Source organism: Planococcus sp. VCh962 (assembly GCF_057748275.1).
The window spans coordinates 738,574-758,792 of the sequence record NZ_JBYLHS010000002.1 but is presented as its reverse complement, the minus strand read 5'-3'; the positions used below and the strand labels follow the sequence as shown (position 1 = coordinate 758,792).

Sequence of the window (20,219 nt, the reverse complement as noted above, 5' to 3'; positions counted from 1 at the left end):
CTGAAAACAACAGAAAGACCGTAAAGCGGCTGCCGCTTTACGGTCTTTCTGATTGTCATTATCCTGTCAGTCCAGAACCAGGCTTTCCTGCAGGACATTTCGCAGCAGCGGGGTCGGTTCACCGACACTGTATAGCTGCAGCTCATGCATCGCTCGGGTGCAAGCGGTATAGAACACCCTGCGGAGGCTGTCATCGCCGTACACCTTTCGGGAGGCGTCATAAATAATGACAGCATCAAATTCGATGCCTTTTGCCAAATACGACGGAATGACCACGATCCCTTGTTCGTATTCAGCCGTACCGCTTTTCAGAAGCTTGATATCCGCGATATCGGACAAGGCTTCATAGGCGCGTTTGCTTTCCTCGGCCGATTTGCAGATGATGGCAATGCTGTTGTAACGGAGGTTCCGCAGAGCTGCAACTTTGGCGGTGATGGAGCGGTGCAGTTCGGCGTGGTCGGCGACTTGTGTCAGCACAGGCCGCTCGCCGGCACGCTCAAAAGGAATGATCCGGTCACCGCCCGGTATGAGCCGGCGTGTAAATTCAATGATCGGCTTGGTGGAGCGGTAGCTGCGTGCCATGTTGATCACTTCCGTTTCCTCCGGTCCGTATAAGTTCATCAATGTGTGAAAATCATCTGTTTCGCTTGCATGGGCGAAGACCGCCTGATTAAAGTCGCCGAGCACCGTCATTCTTGCCGAAGGAAATAAACGCTTCAGAAACTCGAATTGAAACGGCGAATAATCCTGTGCTTCGTCAACGACCACATGCTTGATGGAGCTGTTGGCATGAAAACCTTGAATCAGTTCCTTCATCAGCAAGAACGGCGTCGCATCTTCGTAAGACAATCTGCCTTCATCGAACATCTCCAGTGTTGCTTGGCAAATTTCCGGCCATTCTGCGGGTATTTCGCCTTCTGTCCATCTGCTGATCTGCTCGGGATCAGCAAAAAGCTGCCGGTACAGCCCTTTAATGTCAATAAAGCCAAACGTCCGGATTTGCTTGCGCAGCGGTTTCAATTTCTGCTGGACAATCATTTGGGCAAGAGCTTCCGGCTCGACTTCGTAATCGGCCATCGCTTCTCCTGTCAGTCCGTGTTTTTTTGCTAAATAGGCATGGGCTTTATGGAGATCATCATTGCTGAGCAGCTCGATTCTGTTCTGTACCCAGGACTTATTAAGTTCCGCCTTTTGCTTGTCCTGTATTTTCTTCAACAGCCACTCCTTTAATTTTTCAAGCCGATTATGGAATCGGAGGGAAGTGCCGCTGCTGTAAAAATGGTCTGCTATTTGCTGGGCAGTCACAATCGGCTTCCCTCTGAAGAGGAGGTCCTTGAACAGCATGCCGGATCCTTCCAGCGATTTCCTGTAGGATTCGAGCGCTTCGAAAAAAAGATGGGAGGCTTTAAAACGAATGCCGGCAACCCTGGCTTGGTAGTCCGGGGTATGTGCTGCCGTGAAGACATATTCCAATTGCGTGTAGGGATTTTCAAGTTGAAACTCCTCGCTGAGGCGATGAGTCAGATATTCCTGGAACGTAACTTGCTGCATATTCTCTTCACCGAGTTCGGGCAGTACGTTGGATACGTAACTATTGAACATTGAATTCGGCGAGAACAAGATGATCTGATCCGGATTCAAATGGCTCCGGTATTTATACAGTAAATAAGCGATCCGCTGCAAGGCGGCCGAAGTCTTGCCGCTGCCTGCTGCGCCTTGGACAATGAGCAGCTTCCCGCGGTCATGCCGGATGATGCGGTTTTGTTCCTGCTGGATGGTAGCTACGATACTGTGCATATGCTTGTCAGTGCCTTTGCCCAGCACCTGCTGCAGAATCTCGTCTCCAATGGTAAGGCTTGTGTCAAACATCGATTGGAGAACGCCGCCGCGGATCAGGTATTGGACCTTTTTCTCCAATGTCCCTTTCACTTCACCGCCAGGGGTTGTATAACTGGCTGGTCCTGTCTGATATTCATAGTAGATGCTTGAGACAGGGGCTCTCCAGTCGTAGATCAGAAAGTTTTCCCCGCTTGCATCCATCAGCGTGGAAATGCCAATGTAAATCTGTTCCGCAGCCGCTTCTCCTTCTTCAAGAAAATCAATGCGGCCGAAGTAGGGAATCTCACGCATACGCCGGAGCTTGGCCAGTTTCTGGGAGGCCAGCCTTTCGGTGCTTTGGTTTGTCGACAGGATTTGAGCTTCTTGCCTCAAGCCGATGATGGTCTCAAGATAATCGTCGAAGCTGTCAACATTCACTTTGATTTCATCCCAGAAATGCCGGCGGATATTCACCAATTCGCTTCGGCGCTGAGACGTTTCTTTCTCTAACCTGCTAATCTGCTCCGCTATTGTCTCAAGGACATTGTCCAGTCGTTTTTGCTCCCGCTGAAACTCTGACACCATAGCAACCACTCCTTGAAAATGGATTTGACAAACCAAAAATTATAGGATATGATATAAAATAGAGGTAGTCTATACACTATAATTTTTAAGCGTACATCTACATAAATATACCATATATTCTCGGTTGCTTCAATGCATTTTGAACCGGGTTTTTGAGTTCGCAGATTCTTCTAGCTAAATGCCAAGACTATACACCGCTCAATAAGAGGGTGTTTTTTTGATTCCAATTTTACGCTGGACTATAGCCAGGAAATGGTTTCTGGTTTTTTGCAGGAACTTTTATGCCTTAATTCAACGGACGCATGCCTGCATTGAAAATTTTGTGCATTTCCGTGTTGCACTGCCGAAGCCGCTATGGAATCATATGACTATAAGGATACAAAGATACACAGGAGGGGTCGTATGATATTAGAGGCTGCAGCGCTTTACGTGAAACCGGGCTTGGAGAAAGAGTACGAAGATGCTTTTCGGCAGGCATCCGGAATTATTTCCTCGATGGAAGGTTACTTGTCCCACGAATTGCAGCGGTGTATGGAAGTGGAAGGAAAGTATTTGCTGCTGGTGGAATGGGAAAACTTAGAAGACCATACCGTAGGATTCAGGCAATCAGCTGAATACCTGGAATGGAAACGGTTATTACATCATTTTTACGATCCTTTTCCAATTGTGGAGCATTTCGAAAAAGTTGAGCTTGCCTGATACATAAGCACAGCATATCAGTCTTTATGCGGCTGAACAGGTTGAGTAGAAAGCCGAATGTCACGCCTTTGCTTTTACAAAGCTGTAAAAACAATGTGACATTTGGATTAATTATACATTTATTAATGGAAATATGATTAATCCTTTGAGTGCTGGGTATATCTTTACTAAACCTACACATCAAAAGGAGGAAAAGCAATGAATCATTTAAAAGCACTTATTGTAAAGTTTCTGATGATTGCTGTCGTGCTTTCCATTATTTTGACTGGAATTTACGATGTCGAGTTCGGGAACACCTTATTAATCAGCCTGGTGCTGACCGTAATCGCTTACGCATTGGGAGATCTGATGGTTTTCCGGAGATCCAAGAACCAAACGGTACATGACCATGCAGGCAGCGCACATGCCAATAACCATGGACATGAAACCGACCATAAAAAGAGAAATACGATGGCGACAATTGCAGACATCGTCCTTTCATTCCTTGTGATTTGGCTGGTGGGAGATGCGTTGATCAACAACAGTCAAGACATTGTGCAAGCTGCTCTCATTTCTGCCATTGTCATCGGCGGTGGAGAATGGTTCTTCCATAAATACCTGGACCGCAATGTTTTCCCGGAAAAAGACGCACATGCTACAACTTCGTCACATTAAGCAATAATAAAATGGAGAAAAGGCTTCGAATTCAACAATGAATTCGAAGCCTTTTTGTCTATTATTTAGAAAGAACTTTTGTATGAAATTGCACGCGGTTTCTTCCCGATTCTTTTGCGCCCGCAGGCTTTCTTTAAGGGAACTGCGCAGATCTTCTGCAAAAAACGCAGCTTGGAAAGCATCGGCGCCAGGAAAAATCATCACAAACTCTTCTCCTCCAGGCGCCGACATTTTATCTTGCAGTTTCCATGCTAATTCCTACATCCCTTTCTAACTCTTTAAAAACGCATGGATATGCCGGATTGTTTCTTCAGCATCGCTTATATGCGGATTATGACCGGCTGCATCCATGACGACCAACTGGCTGTCTGCAATTTCCTTGTGGATATAATCACCGATTTCCAACGGGACGAGCGCATCGAATTGCGGCTGCAAAATCAATGTGGAAGCCCCGATTTCAGGCAAGATGCTCCGCAAATCGGAAGTGAAGGTAACTTCAGCGAATTGCCGGATGATCATCGGATCGTTTGCGCCCAGAATCGCTTCGAATTCCGAGGTGAGTTCTGGCCGCTCCGAGTTTTGCATCGCTAATGGCGCCAAGTACTTGGCCCATTCTTTGTAATTGATTTCCATCATATTCAACAATTCTTCAATGTCTTCTTCTTCGAAACCGCCATGGTAGCCCGGTTTATTCAGGAAGTGGGGTGAAGGGCCGATCATGATCAGCTTTTCGATCAATCCGGGCCGCTCGATGGATGCCAGCCCGCCAATCATGCTGCTGACGGAGTGGCCGATGAAAATAACGCTTTCAAGATCAAGGGCATCACACACTTCCAGCAGATCCTGCTGATAGCCATACAGCGAATTATAGCGCTCATAGGAGTATTGCTCTTTGTCGCTTTGGCCAGACCCCACGTAATCGAATAAAACCAATCGGTACTCATCTTCAAATGCCGGGCTGATCTTTTTCCAGACCAGCTGGTCACACCCGAGCCCATGTCCGAAAACGATGGTTTTTTCTCCTTGCCCAATGATGGATACATTATTGCGTTTCAACACGTGGCTAGTCATTCTCCAAACACCTGCTTCTGAAAATTTTGGTTATTGTCTTTCGTGCTTTATTCAACGACAGCTTTGATCATCAATGTCAGCTCCGTGGTTGAACTTCTTCTATAATTTACCATACACATTTGTATTCATGCACAGAATTGACTTCAATATCAAAATTCCTGGCCAGTTCGCACGTATAATAAAAGGCTTCTAAATTTCTTGCAGTGAAATACTTCAGCTGGTCCTTATCCAAATAGAGAAGGGTATCGTTCTTTTTATGGAAGTATCTTTTTTCGGTGAAAATGGGTTCTTCCTGAAAGCCGATTTTCCCGCTTTTGAATACATTGATGGAGGAGCGGTGATAAAGGGAGCAGTCAATGTATTCTCCTTCCCAAGAGCAGATAAAAACCAATTCGTATTTTTCCATTATATAAAGAGTCTCTTCTCTGGAGAGCAGCATGGCTTCCACTGTTTTTCCAACTAAATGTTTTAAATGGAGCTTATCTTTATCGGTCAACAAAGGTGTTCTTTTAAATAGAATCATAAGTTTTCCTCATTCTTGGTGTGATATGGGTAGTGTTTATCAGCCTTAATTCATCTATAAAAAATACTGCCGGTTTTCCTTAAACCGGCAATACCAATAGAGAGCATGACCTTTAAGAAATAACTTTCTTATTTAGGTTCGAATAATTTTCTTTCCGAAGATACTTGTCTTCAAAATCATTTGGCTTTAAGGGTTTGTCGTAAAGGTAACCTTGGAATATCGTACAACCGTTGTTTTTTAGAAACTCTGCTTCTTCCTGCTGTTCGACGCCTTCTGCCAGCACTTCACAGCCAATGCTTCCGGCTAAATGGATCAGGGATTTGATGATGGCTTCAGATTTGAAATCCTTCCCGATGCCTTGGACGAACATTTTATCTATCTTGATTTTGTCGATAGGAAATTGCGTCAAGTAAGCAATCATCGAATAGCCGGTGCCAAAATCGTCAATGGCTATGGAGATTCCCCGTTCTCTGCAGAGCAGCAGGTTTTTAAGGATTTGTTTGGAAGAAGTCAATTCTTTTTGTTCAGTTATTTCAATTTCGATCCATTTGGATTCAATGGCGTAAAGATTCATCATCTCTATCAAATCATCGAAAAAAGTCGGACTGGAAAGCAGGGAAGGGGTGATGTTGATCGCTGTTTTCAGTTCCCAGCCGTATTGAAGTTTCCAAACCTTCATCTGCGAAAAAACGTTTTTAAGCAAATGGTAGGTTAAAGGCTCAATCGTTCCTGTGCGTTCTGCTATCCCGATGAATTCCAAAGGGGAAAGTTCCCCGTACCGCGGATGGTTCCATCTTGACAACACTTCCATTCCAACGATTTCTCCGGAAAGGCCGTCAATTTGGGGCTGCAACGTGAAATAGAAATCGGATTTATATCTTTCATTTATAAGGGCTTCTTGTATTTTAAGCTCCCGCTTATGATTTAAATCCATTTGAGAATGAAAGAACTTAAAGGAGGTTTCCTGATTTTTTTTGGCCTCCGACATAGCGGTTTCCGCAAACAGAATAAGATCTCCGATGCTTCTGGAGTCAAAAGGAAACTGGGAAATTCCGATGCTGGCAGTTATATTAACGGATTGAAAATCTTCCAGCAGGAATGTTCTGGTGAATTTCGCTGCAATCTGATTTGAAAATTGTATTAATGATTCATCAAGCGTGTTCTCGCGAATAATGATGAAATTGTCACTATCCTGCCGGCCGACAACAATCGATGAACTGGCTAGTTCATTTAGCCTTTTCGCTACATTTTTTATTAAGCAATCCCCATTTTTATAATTGTACAGGGCGTTAATTGCTTTAAAATTATTCAGGTTAACAAAAAATAAGGCGAACTCTTTGTTTTGCTTTTGAAGAGAAGCCGCAAATTTCCACAGCTCTTCCTGATGCGGCAATCCGGTTAAGATATCGACTGGTGCCAGTGCCGCCTCAACATCCAGATTTAGAGTATGTTCATTGACTTCCGAAATGTATATCTCAATATTTCCGTTGATTTGTGGAGAAACTTTTATACTTAGCTTTTGTGCCAGCGGTTCGTAGAAAAAGTCGATCACCCGGTCTATGGGCTCAAGAATTCTTTTGGCATAGTTTTTAGACAGATGCTTCAATCTTTCTGCTTCAGGAAAAGCTTCCCATAAGGTTTTTCCGAGAACGTGCTCGCGTTTGCAGTTAAACAGTGTTTCGATTTTTTTGTTTGCATAAGTAATCTTAAAATGAGAATCCACCAAAAAGAAACCTTCGGATATATTCTCTAAAACACCTTCAATTGCCACATGCTGTAAAGCCTTGTTGTTTAAAGGGGTAAAAGTAAGAATTACTTCCTTGAATGGAGTAGCCGATGAGTAAGAAGGATGAATATAAACGGAAAATTCTTCAACTTGGCCATTTTCCAAGGGCAAGTGGATGAGTTGCTTTCCATCTTTTAGTTTGTTTTCTAAAACATTTTTAACCATGGCCAATTCCTCATGTTTATGAGATTCCAGCAAGTATGAAAAATAGTTTTCCCCAATTTTCCACAAGTTCTCTGGCAGCTGGCAATGGATGCATAGATTGATCCAAGCCTGATTCATCTGTGTAACCAACCCCTCTTCATTGACAACCAGAACAGGTTCTTTGCAAGTTGGTATAGCTTCTTGAAGCAGTTGAATAGTTGGTTCCACTTTCTTCCCTCCTCATTTTTTATTGAAAAATTTTTTGTAGAAGACAATCGGATGTTTAGACCTAATATTTGAATTTAGGATAAGAGGATTATAGGACAAATTACCGTTTAATTAAATAGGCTATTAGTACTATATATTAAAAAGTTGTTTTGTTTGTATTTTTATGCTTTTTGACGAATATTATGCAAGTATAAGGATTTTTTCATTTTCTAAATCTTTATTTTCCATTGCCCAAAAAATAGAAAGCTTTTCTCTGTATGTACCTTCCGCTGTAACAAAAAGTTAACATTTTTAATAAAAATAACAGTTTTGTAGATTTTGCTCGGGGAAACACAGTACTGCAAGACTTTTGAAAGGAGTGGTGTAAATGCAAAAATACCAACGGGCCGGAGCCAGCGCTGAATTTTTATCGATTGGGCGTTCTCCTGCTTTTGGTACTGAGGGAGCTGTTTCTTCCCCGCATTATTTGGCTACGCAAGCAGGACAGGACATTTTGAAATCGGGCGGCCATGCAGTAGATGCCGCCATCGCGATGAACACGGTGTTAAGTGTAGTTTATCCGCATATGTCTGGGCCGGGAGGAGATTTGTTTTCGCTGATTTGGGACAAAAACGAGAAAAAAGTGACGGCGCTCAACGGCAGTGGAAGTGCCGGCAGAGAAGCGACGATCGATTATTATAAAAATAAGGGGCACGATGAGATTCCTTCGCGCGGCCCATTGGCGGCAAGCACCGTGCCTGGAACGGTTGAAGCATGGTGGCAAATGCATCAGCGATATGGAAAAGTTGAATGGAAAGCGCTGTTTGCACAAGCAATCCAGTACGCTTCTGAAGGGTTCCCCATTTCGAAGAAATTCACTGAATTTATCGAGGATAAACAAGAGTTGTTGAAGCAATGCGATGAAGCCCAAGGAATTTTTTTGAGCGGAAATGGCCTTCCGCAAGAAGGTGACCTTTTCCGGCAAGCGGATTTGGCAAATTCATTAAAGCTGATTTCAGAACAAGGCCCTTCTGTTTTCTATGAGGGAAAACTTGCAGATAAAATCATTTCCAGTCTGCAAAATAATGGCGGACTGCTGACAAAAGAGGATTTGCGGAATCATGCATCTGAATGGCAGGAGCCGCTTAGCACGACTTACCGCGGATACGAAGTATATCAAGTACGGCCAAATACACAGGGCTTGGCTTCGTTGATCATTTTGAATATTCTTGAACAGTTTGATTTGAATGAAATTGGCGATAACACGGCGGACTACTACCATCTGATGGCTGAAGCGACCAAACTGGCATTCCTGTACCGGGACGAATGGTTGACGGACGAAGCCTCTATGGAAAAGAAGCCGGAAGAATTGATTGCAAAAGACATTGGCGAAGAACTGGCGCGCCACATTCATTTTGATAAAGTTTCACCTGCGTTAAAGCGACAGGAAGAATTGCCTTTGTTCAAAGAAAGCCGTGACACTGCTTATATGTGTGTAGTGGATCAGGAAGGCAATGCGTGTTCGCTTATTCAAAGCATTTATCATGAGTTTGGCTCAGGGTTTGTACCTGAAGGCTGCGGGTTTTTCCTCCAAAACAGGGGCTCTTTCTTCTCATTGGATCCGGAACATCCGAATTGCCTGGCACCGGAAAAGAAGACTTTCCATACCATCATTCCGGCCATGATGCTGAAGGATGGAAAGCCGTTTATGGTCTACGGAACAATGGGGGGAGAAGGCCAGCCTCAGACACAGTCTGCTCTTGTCACAAGAGTCGTGGATTTTGGCTATAACATTCAGCAAGCTATCGAAGCGCCTCGCTGGCTCCATGGGAAAACATGGGGAGACGATAGCAAAACCCTCAAACTGGAAAGCCGCATTTCAACTGGCATTATCGATGAATTGGAAAAACGCGGGCAGTTAGTCGAAAAAGTGGAAGATTGGACCGGCACTATGGGACATGCCCAAGGAATTATTATCGATGAGGAAAGAGGTGTGAAGAGCGCGGGCGCAGATCCTCGAGGAGATGGAATTGGCCTGAGCTGGTAAATATTTAAAAAAGGAGAATTTGAATGGATCATAATTTACCTATTACGATCGGTTACTGGCTGATCGCTTTGCTGCCGATGGCGGCATTATTGATAATGCTTGTATTATTAAAATGGTCTGCACCTGTCTCGGGAGGCATTGCGTTGGCCCTCGCCTTGGCCACGTCGCTGCTGTTTTATGAAACCCCTTTTAATGCCACTTTGGTTGGAATGGGGAAAGGGGCATGGGATGCCTTCTTTATCCTATTGGTCGTCTGGCCAGCCTTGCTTTTGTATCAAGTAACCGACAAAGCAGGGGCCTTCGACACCATTCGGCAAGAAATCCAAGAATACAGTAAAAATTATTTGTTTCTTGTCTTGGCATTCGGCTGGGTATTTGCATCTTTCCTTCAAGGAGTTGCCGGGTTTGGTGCTCCCATCGCCGTTGTCGCGCCTCTTTTGATCGGAATTGGTGTGAAGCCGGTGGCAGCCGTTGTCATTGCGCTGATCGGCCATTCCTGGGCAAACATGTTCGGGACGCTGGGTGTGAGCTGGACGGCCACCACCAATATCGTCAATTTTGAAGATCCCGCTTTAGCAGCTCTTTATACGGGGGTTCTCTTATGGATTCCGAATATAATCGCGGGCATCATGATTTGCTGGATTTTCGCTAAATGGAAAGGCGTAAAAGAAGGAATTTGGGCCGTGCTGATCATTTCAGCCATTCACGGCGGCGGCCAGTTAATATTTACTCAAATCAACCCGGCGCTGAGTGCCTTCTTGCCGGCCGTTGTAGCTCTCGGTGCGCTGTTCCTTCTTGCGAAATGGGACCGCTACAGTGAAAAATCCGAGCTGGAGAACGAAACCGATATTATTGAAGAGGCGGATTCAGAAGACGAGAAAGAAACGGATCTGTCTCTCAACCAGGCGTTTATGCCGTATTATGTCTTAACAGGCTTGTCTGTTCTGATACTCGGGATACCGTATGTTGAAAAATTCTTAAGTCAATTGTCGTGGGGCATACCATTCCCGGCAATTGAAACGGGATATGATTTTGCCATTGGAAGCGAAGAGGCTTATTCACCCATCGAGCCTTTAACACATCCAGGATTTTTTCTGGCCATAGCTTCTATCTTCGGCTATTTCTGGTTTAAATCCAAAGATAAATACCAGGACAATGCTTTGAAGGAAATTGGCAAAGGAGTAAAGGATAACGGTCTTGGTTCTTCTGTTGCCATTCTCGCTTTCTTGGCAATGACCCAAGTTCTAGAACATTCAGGGCAAACGATCGTGTTGGCTCTTGGAATCGGGGAAATTTCTCCGCCGATTGTCTATGTCGCGTTGGCTAATATCATCGGCATAATCGGAGCCTTCATGACTTCTTCCAATACGTCTTCCAATATCTTGTTCTCTCCTTTGCATGAGAACGTGGTCAACAATATGAAAGGGCTTAGTCTGGCGCATGTCATAGCTGCGCAATCAGCCGGCGGCGCAATCGGTAATGCAATTGCTCCTGCAAATGTTGTGCTGGGCACAAGTACAGCAGGGATAAAAGGGAAAGAGTCAGAAGTCTTTAAGCCGACGATCATCTTCTGTGTCATCAGCGGTGTGCTGGTTTCCGCAGTTTCTATCGCTTTGCATCTCTTCTTCCCAGGCTGATTCTAAAGGAGAATGACTGCTGGATAATTGCTTTATTGCCGCTGTAAGCCTTATTGATTAGACGGGCCGCACGAAAAAAGCCGGCATCAGTTTCCAGCTAAATTTCAACGGAAAACAGGAAAAAAAGAGCTTGGCGACTGGACCAAGCTCTTTCTGTATAATCATATTCTTAATTCTCCCAAGCGCTCAACCACACAAAAACCGAAATCATCTGTTATAGAATCTCCACCGCCCGGATCCACTCGATTTTGACGCCTTGGTTCCAGCGGCTCAAATCATACGTGAAATTCGCTTCTTTGTCATTCAGCACCTGCGCCTTGCACACAACGGTTTCATCGTTATGGTGCAGTTTCACTTCGTATTTTCCGGGTGCCGGAAGGGAGTAGTAGGGAAGCAAGCCGTTTTTAGGGCACCAGTTCACCGAATAGAATTTCCCCAACAGCTTGCGCACGATGGAAATGTTCCCTTGGGCCAAGGCTTGTCGGATACGGGTGGAGCTGATTTTTTCACCGCCGTATTCGACCAGCTCGACCACGGATACTTTGAATTGCCCTTCGCCTTGTTCGGCAAGTGCCTGCGTATTTCCGCTGCCCCGTGAGCCGTAGTGGAAATCACCGCCGCATACCACATGGATGGCATTCAGCCCGGTCAAAAAAGTTTCGACAAAATCAGCAGGCGGGATGCCGGCGATGTCACGGTCAAAATGGACCAGAAACAAAGTATCAATGCCAAGCTCCTCAAGCACCGCCTGTTTTTCTTCAAGCGGCATCAAGTATTGAAACGATGCCGGCCCTTTGGACAATACCGTTTTCGGATGGGGGAAAAAGCTCATGACCGCAGCTGATACCCCGTAATCATCCGCTAAACGTTTCGCTTCTTGAATGACGGACAAGTGGCCTTTATGCAAACCATCAAAAAAACCGATCGCAACTGTCTGCTGTTGAAAGTGATTTTGCCATTGCTGCATGTTTTGGCTTGTTAAATGAATTGTTTGCATAAAAAGCCCTCCCGAACCGTACTATTTTTGAACTGCTATTCCTTGGGCAACGTCATAAATCAAATCTTCCTGGCCGCCAACCGCTTTCATGCGGCCCAGTTCCAGCAAAATGTCGCGTTCGTCAACGCCGAAGCGTTTCGCGGCCACTTGTGTGTGCAATAGGAAGCTGGAATAGACACCCGAATAGCCCATCACCAGACTGGAACCGGTGATTTCCTGAGGCCGCGGCATGAAAGGGGTTACAACGTCATTAGCGGCATCCATGATCTTATAAAGATCGATGCCGGTCTGATAGCCGAGGCGCTCCAGCACTGCGACCATCACTTCAGTCTGCGTATTGCCGCTGCCGGCACCCAGGGCGCGCAGGCTGCCGTCGATATAGGTGGCACCCGCTTCAACGGCCGCAATCGTATTGGCCATCGCCATCGACAGGTTATTATGTCCGTGGAAGCCGATTTCACAGCCGACGGATTGCTTCAAAGCGGAAATGCGCTCGGTGACATCCTGCGGCAGCATATAACCTGCAGAATCCGTGACATAAATGACTTCCGCACCGTAGCTTTCAAACAGCTTGGCCTGTTCGACGATTTTCTGGACGTCAGCCATATGGGACATCATCAGAAAACCGACTGTTTTCAAGCCCAGTTCGCGTCCAAGCGCAATATGCTGCGCCGCGACGTCCGCTTCTGTGACATGCGTCGCAACGCGCACCATTTTCGCTCCGGCTTTTACGGCATTCTGCAAATCGCCTTTGACGCCGATGCCCGGAATCAGCAGGACCGAAACTTCCGCCTGCTTGCATTCATCCGCCGCAATTTCGATCAGCTCGAGCTCATCATGGGCCGATAAGCCGTATTGCAAAGACGATCCGCCAAGGCCGTCCCCGTGGGAAACCTCGAAATAGCGGACGCCTGCCGCGTCCAGCCCCCTTGCCGTATCACGCACTTGCTGCGGCGTGAACGCATGGGACATCGCATGGCTTCCGTCACGGAGTGTTACATCTAAAATTTCAAACGATTTCTTTTCCATTAGTCCCTCTCCTTACGCGTCTGCCGCGATTAGCTCTTTTGCCATTTCGTTGGCCACTTTTGCAGCGGCAGCGGTCATGATATCCAAGTTGCCGGAATAGGCAGGGAAGAAATCGCCCGCGCCTTCCACTTCCAAAAACACCGATACACGCTGGCCATCAAATTGCGGCGCTCCGCGCAGGCGGTAGCCCGGAACATATTCCTGGACGCTTGCCACCATTTTTTCAATCGAAGCGGCCACTTCCTTTTCATCGAAATCCGCGTCTTTGATCAATGCATTGACCGTATCCCGCATAATGACCGGCGGTTCTGCCGGATTCAAGATAATGATCGCTTTTCCTTTTTCGGCTCCGCCGACTTTTTCGATGGCCCGCGCAGTGGTGTGGGTGAATTCATCAATATTGGCGCGGGTTCCCGGGCCGGCGCTTTTGCTGGCAACCGTTGCCACGATTTCCGCATACTCGACCGGCACAACCCGGCTGATGGCATGGACAATCGGAATTGTCGCCTGTCCGCCGCACGTCACCATATTGACATTCTGTGATTCGAAATTCGCCTTCAAGTTGACAGGAGGGACAGTGAAGGGCCCGATTGCGGCCGGCGTCAAATCAATGACTTTCTTTCCGGCAGCCGTCAATAGATCGCTATGCGCTTTATGGGCATAGGCACTCGTCGCATCGAACACGATGTCGACCAGATCGAGCTGTTCCATTAACCCGTCGATGCCGTTGGAAATGGCGGTATAGCCCGCATCCTTTGCACGTTTCAACCCTTCGGAATCAGGGTCGATGCCGACCATGACACTCATTTCCAAGGAATCGCAGCGCTCAATTTTATACATCAGATCCGTTCCGATATTTCCGGAACCGATGATTCCTACTTTTAATTTGCTCATTTTGTCACCTCTGCCGGTTGGAATGAAATGCTGACATCGCCGAGTTCCCCGAAATCCGCCGTAAAGCGGTCGCCGGCTGAAAACGGCAGGGCTTTGGATAAGGCGCCGGATAATACGAACATGCCCGGTTCGATCGAGATATCATAGCGGCCCACTTCATTGGCCAGCCAGGCAACGGCATTCAGCGGATTGCCGAGCACCGCGCTGCTGGACGCTTGATCGATCGCTTCCTCGTTTTTATAGACCGTCATGCCGATATTGGCGATATCAATATCCGCTAAGGCCGTTTGTTTGGAACCCAAAAGCGCACCGGCCGAGGAGCCGTTGTCGGCAACCGTGTCTTCAAACTTGATGCGCCAGTCTTCAATCCGGCTGTCGATGATTTCGATGGACGGAACGACGTAATCCGTCGCGCGGACCACGTCGTCTAATGTCACATCCGGTCCTTTCAGCGCTCTCTTGAAGACAAAGGCGATTTCAAATTCCACTTTCGGCTGGATAAAGCGTTCCGCATCGATGGCACGTGCTTCTTCAAATACCATCGAATCGAGGACGAAGCCGTAATCCGGTGTATGGACATTCAGCATTTCCTGCATCACTTTGCTGGTCAAGCCGATTTTCAAGCCTTTGACTTTGGCACCTTCGCTCTTTTTCTGCTCGATCTGGTGCAATTGGATTCGGTAGGCATCGTCAGCAGTAAGCCCTGTTTCCGTTTCCGTCAAAGGGGCGATGGGGCGTTTAGTTGTTTCCGCGTCTCGTAATTTCTGTGCGATTGCTTCGAGTTCCATTGTCTCACCTGCTTATAATTTATTGGCTTCAAGTGTTTTTACTTCATGGTATTTTCCGGAATAGAAGAGCAGCGGATTTTTTTCTTCCAGCTGAATGGCGGTCACTTTCCCGATAAATAAGGTATGGTCGCCTTCCACGTAAGTCGAGGCAACGTCGCATGTGACCTGGGCAACGGCTCCGTTCAGCACCGGCAGTCCGTCCAGATCAGCAAACTCGACTTCGCCTTGCGGCTTTCCGGCGAAGTGTTTGGACAGCTGCTCCTGGTCTTCAGCCAGGATATTGACGGCGAAACGTTGCGATTGGGTGACCTTTTCCAAAAAACGTGCCTTGTGGCCAATCGAAATCACGACCAGCTTCGGATCCAATGATACGGACATAAAGGCGTTCGCGGTCATGCCGTGGATGTCCCCTTCGTGAGCCGTCGTTAATACCGTGACACCCGTTGCGAATTTGCCCATTGCTTGTCTGAATAACAAATCATCCATTTTACATTCTCCTCTGCATTATGATATGTTGTCTGAAATACAAACTTGTAACCGCTTACTTTTGTTTTCTCAGCGGCTTCTTGCTGGCTGGATGCAATTGGATAAGTGAACGATGAAAATCTTACACCTTGAGAATAACAGCTCCATAACGCTAAAAATACAAACGTAGCGTAGCAATTTGATGTGGATTTTAGTGCAAAACAGCTAAAAGGTTTCCTAGTATAATAATTTGTCTGAAAATTTCGAGTTGTTAAAATTGCGTTTCTGTATTTTAATGATATAAATGCGCACTTGATGAATTATTTCAAGTACATACGACTTGCCATACTCCGAGAGATTATGGAACGAGGATAAGACCAGGCGTTGTATTGACGGTTAAAACATTTGGATGAGGGGGAATGGGATTGAAATCTAAACAGCAGAAATTGAGTGATGTGTTTAACTCCGAGAAAGAAATCGCTGCAACTGAACTGTATGACCGGGTGATCACAATTCCAATCGAAGCAAGGACTGAATTGAAAAAAGAACTCTACAACGTCATCGGCAGAGATCGGACGAAAGGGGTCTTCACCCGCTACGGCTGGCATTGCGGCGTGAATGATGGGGAAAAAGCGAAGCTCTTTGAATGGGAAGACGTTTGGGAAGCCGTATATGCCGGACCTAAATTTCATCGGCTGCACGGCTATCTGGACAAAGTGGAAATTCTGGAACTCCGCAAGGACGGTGAAGAGCTGGAGTTTATCGATGTGCTGTGGGTCAACACATTCGAGGCAGAGCAATATTTAAAAGCGAATGACTTGAGCACTGAACCGGTTTGTCATACTTTATGCGGCTATGTCAGCGGCTACTTGTCGACCGTGCTTGGACAGCCGATCATGGTGAAAGAAGTGGAATGCCGTGCGATGGGCCACGCCGAGTGCAAATGCATCTGCATGCCCATTGAAAAATGGGGCGATGAAATTGCCAGTGAACAGGGCTATTACCAGGCCACCAGCATCATCAAGGAACTCGATGAAGTCACCGAGAAACTGAAGACCGAGCGCGACCATCTGGCGAAAGCCAACGATATCCACCAGCGCCTCATCGAGGAATTGCTGTCGAAACAGGGAGTCCAGAAGATTGTCGACATCCTGTATGAAACTACGGGCTTGACGGCTTTTATAGAAGATGAGAATCACCAGATTCTGGTGCAGGCCGGCCATTTGGACGAGCCGCTGGATCTGCAGAAATTCCGGTCCAAACACACCGTGTTTACGCGCTATTCGGATGACTTTTCCTTGCTGCGGGCGCCGATCTTCTATGAACAGCAAGTAAAAGGGTATTGCTCATTCGTCTACAGCGGGGAAGAAGAGCCGAACGAACTCGACTATATGATCATCGAAAAAGCGGGCTTAACGTCCGCCATTATCCTGCTGAACGAGAACATCAAAATCAACACCGAGCAGAACATCAAACGCAGTTTTTTGAATGACATCCTGGAGAGCCGGCTGACGGAAGAAGAAATCTACAAAGTGTCCTACTATTTGAATTTCGATTCCTCTTCCTCATACTGGATGCTGACCATCGACCGGAACCGGAAGGAAATCGAAAACGAAATCGCCTTTAATGAGGAATTGATCCGCTCCATCAACTTGTTTTTAAAGGAACGCAATATCAACGCCATCGTTTCGCAAAAGCTTGATAAAATAATTGTCCTGATCGAATACCCTTCTTTTGAAAAGCTGAATATGGCCGAATCGAAATTCATCGACCATTTATTCAAATATTGCCTGCAGCGGTTCTCGAAATACAATTTCTGCATCGGCGTCAGTACGGTAATCCAGAAGTTTATGGACATCACACTGCTATATAAGGAAACATTGGCGGCCTTGCGCGCCAAGAAAGAAGGAATACATGTTTCTTATTTCAAAGAGCTCGGAATCGAAAGTGTGCTGTTCCAAATACAGGATGAAGTGCTAATTGAGCGCTTTGTCGATCAACATATCGGCAAATTGCTGGCAATCGACAGAGAATTCGATTTGATCAAGACGCTCTATGCGTATATCAGCAATGGCAACAGCATCAACAATACGTCGAAGGCCTTGTCGATGTCGATCAGCGGTTTGCGCTACCGGCTCGCTAAAATCAGTGAGATCCTGAACCAGGACCTGGCGGATACACAAGCCGTGTTCTCGATTTATCTGGCTATCAACATCCTGAAATCCAAAGGGACAATCCGCATTTAACCCAAAAAGCCTTGCCTCTCTCCGAAGCGGCAAGGCTTTTTTGTGCTGGAATCCAGAAATTTTCATCTTGCAAGCGCCTTTTCATTTAAATTAAATCAAGTGTGGAATAACAGTTGCAAATTATAAAGTATTGGCAAGTCTAGGTTTACTGGTTTCTAAATCTTTGAAAACTGTATAGCGGAAAAGTATTTAAAAGCTAAGGTTTTAAAGTCGGCAAATTTTCCATAGATTTCGTATCTATTTTCTGATTTTTACGACAGTTATGATGTTAGTAATTCTTACCGCTGCATTAGGGGTTTGAAAGCGCTTACCAAAAGGAGGAATTTTTCATGTTAATCAATCAAGTAGAAACCCGAAAGACGGCAGTCAACCGAGATGAGCTGATTGAAAAAGCAAGGCAGGTTGGGTTAATTGCCGAAAAGTATGCATCAGAAGCGGAACAGAACGCCAAACTTTCCGATGTGGTGATTGAAAAAATCAAGGAAGCGGAATTCCATAAGCTGCTGCGCCCCAAAGCATACGGCGGGCAGGATCTGGATTACTTCACATTCGGTGAAATGATCCGGACAATCGCCTACCATAGTGTACCGGCTGCCTGGTTAAGCTACTTCTTCGTGATACATGAAACATGGCCAGCGTTTTTGCCGAAAGAAAGCCGTGACGCCTTATTCAACAGCGGCGAATTGATGGCGGATGTGTTCGCTCCTGTCGGAAAAGTCACGGATGACGGTGAAGGCTACCGCTTGTCCGGCCAGTGGAACTTCTGCAGCGGGGTGTTATGGAGCGACTGGATCGCACTCGGTGCCATTGCGAAGATGAAAGACGGAACAGAACCGGAGTACGGGCTGTTCATCGTGCACAAAGATGACATTGAGCTCGTTGACAACTGGGATACATTAGGGCTGCGCGGTACAGGCAGCAACGGCGTCCGGCTAGACAACGTCTACATCGCACCGGACCGCGTCTTCAAAATTGGACGCGTGATGGGCGGCGCAGGGCTCGGTGAAGACAATTACGAACCGGATTACCAGATCGCCAATGTGCCATATATGCAATTCTTCTTAATGGGCTTCCAGTTTATCCAAATCGGCGGCGTCGAACGGCTTCTGGATATTTTCCAGAACAAAACAGAAAACCGCATCCGGATTTTCAACAATGGCCAAAACGAAAAAGAGGCGGCGAGCAGCCAGCGTGTGTTGGCGGAATTGAAAATCCAGCTCAGCGCATTGAAAGGCTTGTCGAATGAATATGTGGAAAAACTAACTCACTACCAGGAAAACAGTATTGTCACGCTGGATGAAGAAGAACGCGAAAAACTATTCGCCATCCGCGGCTACGTTGCGAAAAATGCAGCAGAAATGGCGCTGCGTGTGATACTGACGCTTGGCGGAAATTCGGTGTTCAAGACCGATCCGACGGAAATGTTCGTCCGCGATATCATCACCGTCGCAACGCATCCGACGCATCTTTATGAAGATTCCTTGGCTGCTTACGGAAAATCGATTTTCGGCTTTAAAGGAAACCCTACGTGGTAAAAAAATCTGAGGAGGAACATACGATGACAAAAGAACCGATTTTAGATGTGGCACAACTGGCGCACGTGGAAATTTACAGCCCCGATGTGGAAGGCTCGGTCAAGTTCTTTAAAGAAATTCTGGGGATGGAAGAAGCGCACCGCGAAGGCAATTCCGTTTATATGCGCGCTTACGAAGACTTCTATCATAATACCTTGATCATCACGGCGAATGACGAAGCAGGCCTTGGCCATATCGCTTGGCGCGCCCATTCGCCGCAGGCGCTGGAACGCCGCGTGCAGGCTATCGAAGCAACAGGCTATGGCCTTGGCTGGATCGACGGCGATGTCGGCCACGGACGTGCGTACCAGTTCACCTTGCCGGACGGCCATAAGATGGAAATCCTGTGGGACGTGGAATACTACCAGGCGCCGGAAGACCAGAAAACACCGCTGCTGAACCGTCCGCAGAAGCGTCCGGCGAGAGGTGTGCCGGTCCGCCGCATTGACCATGTAAACTTATCAGCGAGCGAAACCAACAAAAACGTGGAGTTCCTGGAAGAAGCGCTTGGCTTCAAAGTGCGCGAGCGTATCCTGGACGGGGACGATAAAGACGTCGCAGCTTGGCTGAGTGTCACGAACTTAGTGCACGACATCGCCATCATGGGCGATGCTCTCGGTGAAAAAGGCCGTCTGCACCACATCTGCTACTGGTACGGCTATCCGCAGCACTTAGCAGATGTTGCCGATCTATTAATCGAAGCTGGATTTAAGATTGAATCCGGTCCAGGAAAGCATGGCGTAACACAAGCCAATTTCCTCTATGTAATCGAACCGGGCGGCAACCGCGTGGAATTATTTGGGGATTCCGGCTACCAGATCTTTGACCCGGCTTGGAAGACAATCGAGTGGAAAGGCGCGGCCATTGAGCACTCGGTCGTCTGGCACGGTTCGAGCCTGCCTGCGGAATTCTTCGAATACGCGACACCGGTCAGAACAAAGGCACCAGTGGAAAATACGCAATAAATAAAATGAATTTCCCGGCATCGACTAATAAGGGGCTGGAGGAAACTAGCAATAGTTTCTTCTGGCCTATTTACTAGAATGGAAGGAGAA

16 protein-coding genes are annotated in these 20,219 nt (G+C 46.7%); 7 read left to right on the top strand and 9 right to left on the bottom strand.

Translation table 11 applies throughout. The features are described from left to right. Nucleotides 1–66 precede the first annotated feature (66 nt). Complete coding sequence (helD, locus tag AC3AQ9_RS11030) at nt 67–2,403, bottom strand: RNA polymerase recycling motor HelD (protein ID WP_488307518.1); 2,337 nt, start codon at nt 2,401–2,403, stop codon at nt 67–69. 402 nt (nt 2,404–2,805) lie between these two features. Here helD and AC3AQ9_RS11025 point away from each other — a divergent pair, with 402 nt between their 5' ends. Together AC3AQ9_RS11025 and AC3AQ9_RS11020 are read left to right on the top strand one after the other, a co-directional pair. Continuing rightward, the gene (locus tag AC3AQ9_RS11025; RefSeq protein WP_488307517.1) at nt 2,806–3,102 is read left to right on the top strand and encodes an antibiotic biosynthesis monooxygenase family protein; all 297 of its coding nucleotides are present in this window, start codon (nt 2,806–2,808) and stop codon (nt 3,100–3,102) included. A 198-nt stretch (nt 3,103–3,300) separates the two neighbouring features. Further along, a complete protein-coding gene (locus AC3AQ9_RS11020; protein WP_488307516.1) occupies nt 3,301–3,756 on the top strand; it encodes a YndM family protein in 456 nt (151 codons plus the stop codon). A 270-nt stretch (nt 3,757–4,026) separates the two neighbouring features. On the opposite strand, the gene AC3AQ9_RS11015 is transcribed toward AC3AQ9_RS11020, so the two are convergent. The 3 genes from AC3AQ9_RS11015 to AC3AQ9_RS11005 all read right to left on the bottom strand — a co-directional run bounded on the left by AC3AQ9_RS11015 (nt 4,027) and on the right by AC3AQ9_RS11005 (nt 7,508). Next, nucleotides 4,027–4,827 (bottom strand): alpha/beta fold hydrolase, encoded by an 801-nt coding sequence (locus tag AC3AQ9_RS11015; RefSeq protein ID WP_488307515.1) that lies wholly within the window; start codon nt 4,825–4,827, stop codon nt 4,027–4,029. Between the two features lie 106 nt (nt 4,828–4,933). Continuing rightward, nucleotides 4,934–5,350 carry a hypothetical protein gene (locus AC3AQ9_RS11010; RefSeq protein ID WP_488307514.1) on the bottom strand — a complete coding sequence of 139 codons (417 nt, stop codon included), beginning with the start codon at nt 5,348–5,350 and terminating at the stop codon, nt 4,934–4,936. A 112-nt stretch (nt 5,351–5,462) separates the two neighbouring features. Further along, nucleotides 5,463–7,508, bottom strand: a complete 2,046-nt coding sequence (locus tag AC3AQ9_RS11005; protein ID WP_488307513.1) for an EAL domain-containing protein — start codon at nt 7,506–7,508, stop codon at nt 5,463–5,465. Nucleotides 7,509–7,875: 367 nt separating this feature from the next. Here AC3AQ9_RS11005 and ggt point away from each other — a divergent pair, with 367 nt between their 5' ends. Beyond that, nucleotides 7,876–9,534: a gamma-glutamyltransferase gene (gene ggt / locus AC3AQ9_RS11000; RefSeq protein WP_488307512.1), complete on the top strand. Its 1,659-nt coding sequence runs from the start codon at nt 7,876–7,878 to the stop codon at nt 9,532–9,534. A gap of 23 nt (nt 9,535–9,557) precedes the next feature. Beyond that, a complete protein-coding gene (locus AC3AQ9_RS10995) occupies nt 9,558–11,171 on the top strand; it encodes an L-lactate permease (RefSeq protein WP_488307511.1) in 1,614 nt (537 codons plus the stop codon). 214 nt (nt 11,172–11,385) lie between these two features. Here the strand turns inward: AC3AQ9_RS10995 and AC3AQ9_RS10990 are convergent, their stop codons facing one another. Genes AC3AQ9_RS10990 through AC3AQ9_RS10970 form a run of 5 tightly spaced genes read right to left on the bottom strand, consistent with a single transcriptional unit; the run spans nt 11,386 to nt 15,365 of the window. Further along, a complete protein-coding gene (locus tag AC3AQ9_RS10990; RefSeq protein ID WP_488307510.1) occupies nt 11,386–12,168 on the bottom strand; it encodes an adenylyltransferase/cytidyltransferase family protein in 783 nt (260 codons plus the stop codon). Between the two features lie 21 nt (nt 12,169–12,189). Next, nucleotides 12,190–13,197, bottom strand: coding sequence for a 4-hydroxy-2-oxovalerate aldolase (dmpG, locus tag AC3AQ9_RS10985; RefSeq protein WP_488307509.1), 1,008 nt, complete (start codon nt 13,195–13,197; stop codon nt 12,190–12,192). A 12-nt stretch (nt 13,198–13,209) separates the two neighbouring features. Further along, nucleotides 13,210–14,091 (bottom strand): acetaldehyde dehydrogenase (acetylating), encoded by an 882-nt coding sequence (locus tag AC3AQ9_RS10980; protein ID WP_488307508.1) that lies wholly within the window; start codon nt 14,089–14,091, stop codon nt 13,210–13,212. Next, complete coding sequence (locus tag AC3AQ9_RS10975) at nt 14,088–14,879, bottom strand: 2-keto-4-pentenoate hydratase (RefSeq protein ID WP_488307507.1); 792 nt, start codon at nt 14,877–14,879, stop codon at nt 14,088–14,090. Before AC3AQ9_RS10975 ends, AC3AQ9_RS10980 begins: the two co-directional genes overlap by 4 nt. Nucleotides 14,880–14,891: 12 nt before the next feature. Beyond that, nucleotides 14,892–15,365: a flavin reductase family protein gene (locus AC3AQ9_RS10970; protein ID WP_488307506.1), complete on the bottom strand. Its 474-nt coding sequence runs from the start codon at nt 15,363–15,365 to the stop codon at nt 14,892–14,894. Between the two features lie 398 nt (nt 15,366–15,763). On the opposite strand from AC3AQ9_RS10970, the gene AC3AQ9_RS10965 reads away from it, so the two are divergent. The 3 genes from AC3AQ9_RS10965 to AC3AQ9_RS10955 all read left to right on the top strand — a co-directional run bounded on the left by AC3AQ9_RS10965 (nt 15,764) and on the right by AC3AQ9_RS10955 (nt 20,129). After that, nucleotides 15,764–17,590, top strand: coding sequence for a helix-turn-helix domain-containing protein (locus AC3AQ9_RS10965; protein WP_488307505.1), 1,827 nt, complete (start codon nt 15,764–15,766; stop codon nt 17,588–17,590). A gap of 329 nt (nt 17,591–17,919) precedes the next feature. Further along, the gene (locus AC3AQ9_RS10960; RefSeq protein ID WP_488307504.1) at nt 17,920–19,125 is read left to right on the top strand and encodes an acyl-CoA dehydrogenase family protein; all 1,206 of its coding nucleotides are present in this window, start codon (nt 17,920–17,922) and stop codon (nt 19,123–19,125) included. Nucleotides 19,126–19,148: 23 nt separating this feature from the next. Then, entirely contained in the window at nt 19,149–20,129 is a 981-nt protein-coding gene (locus AC3AQ9_RS10955) for a catechol 2,3-dioxygenase (protein ID WP_488307503.1), read from the top strand. Nucleotides 20,130–20,219 lie beyond the last annotated feature (90 nt).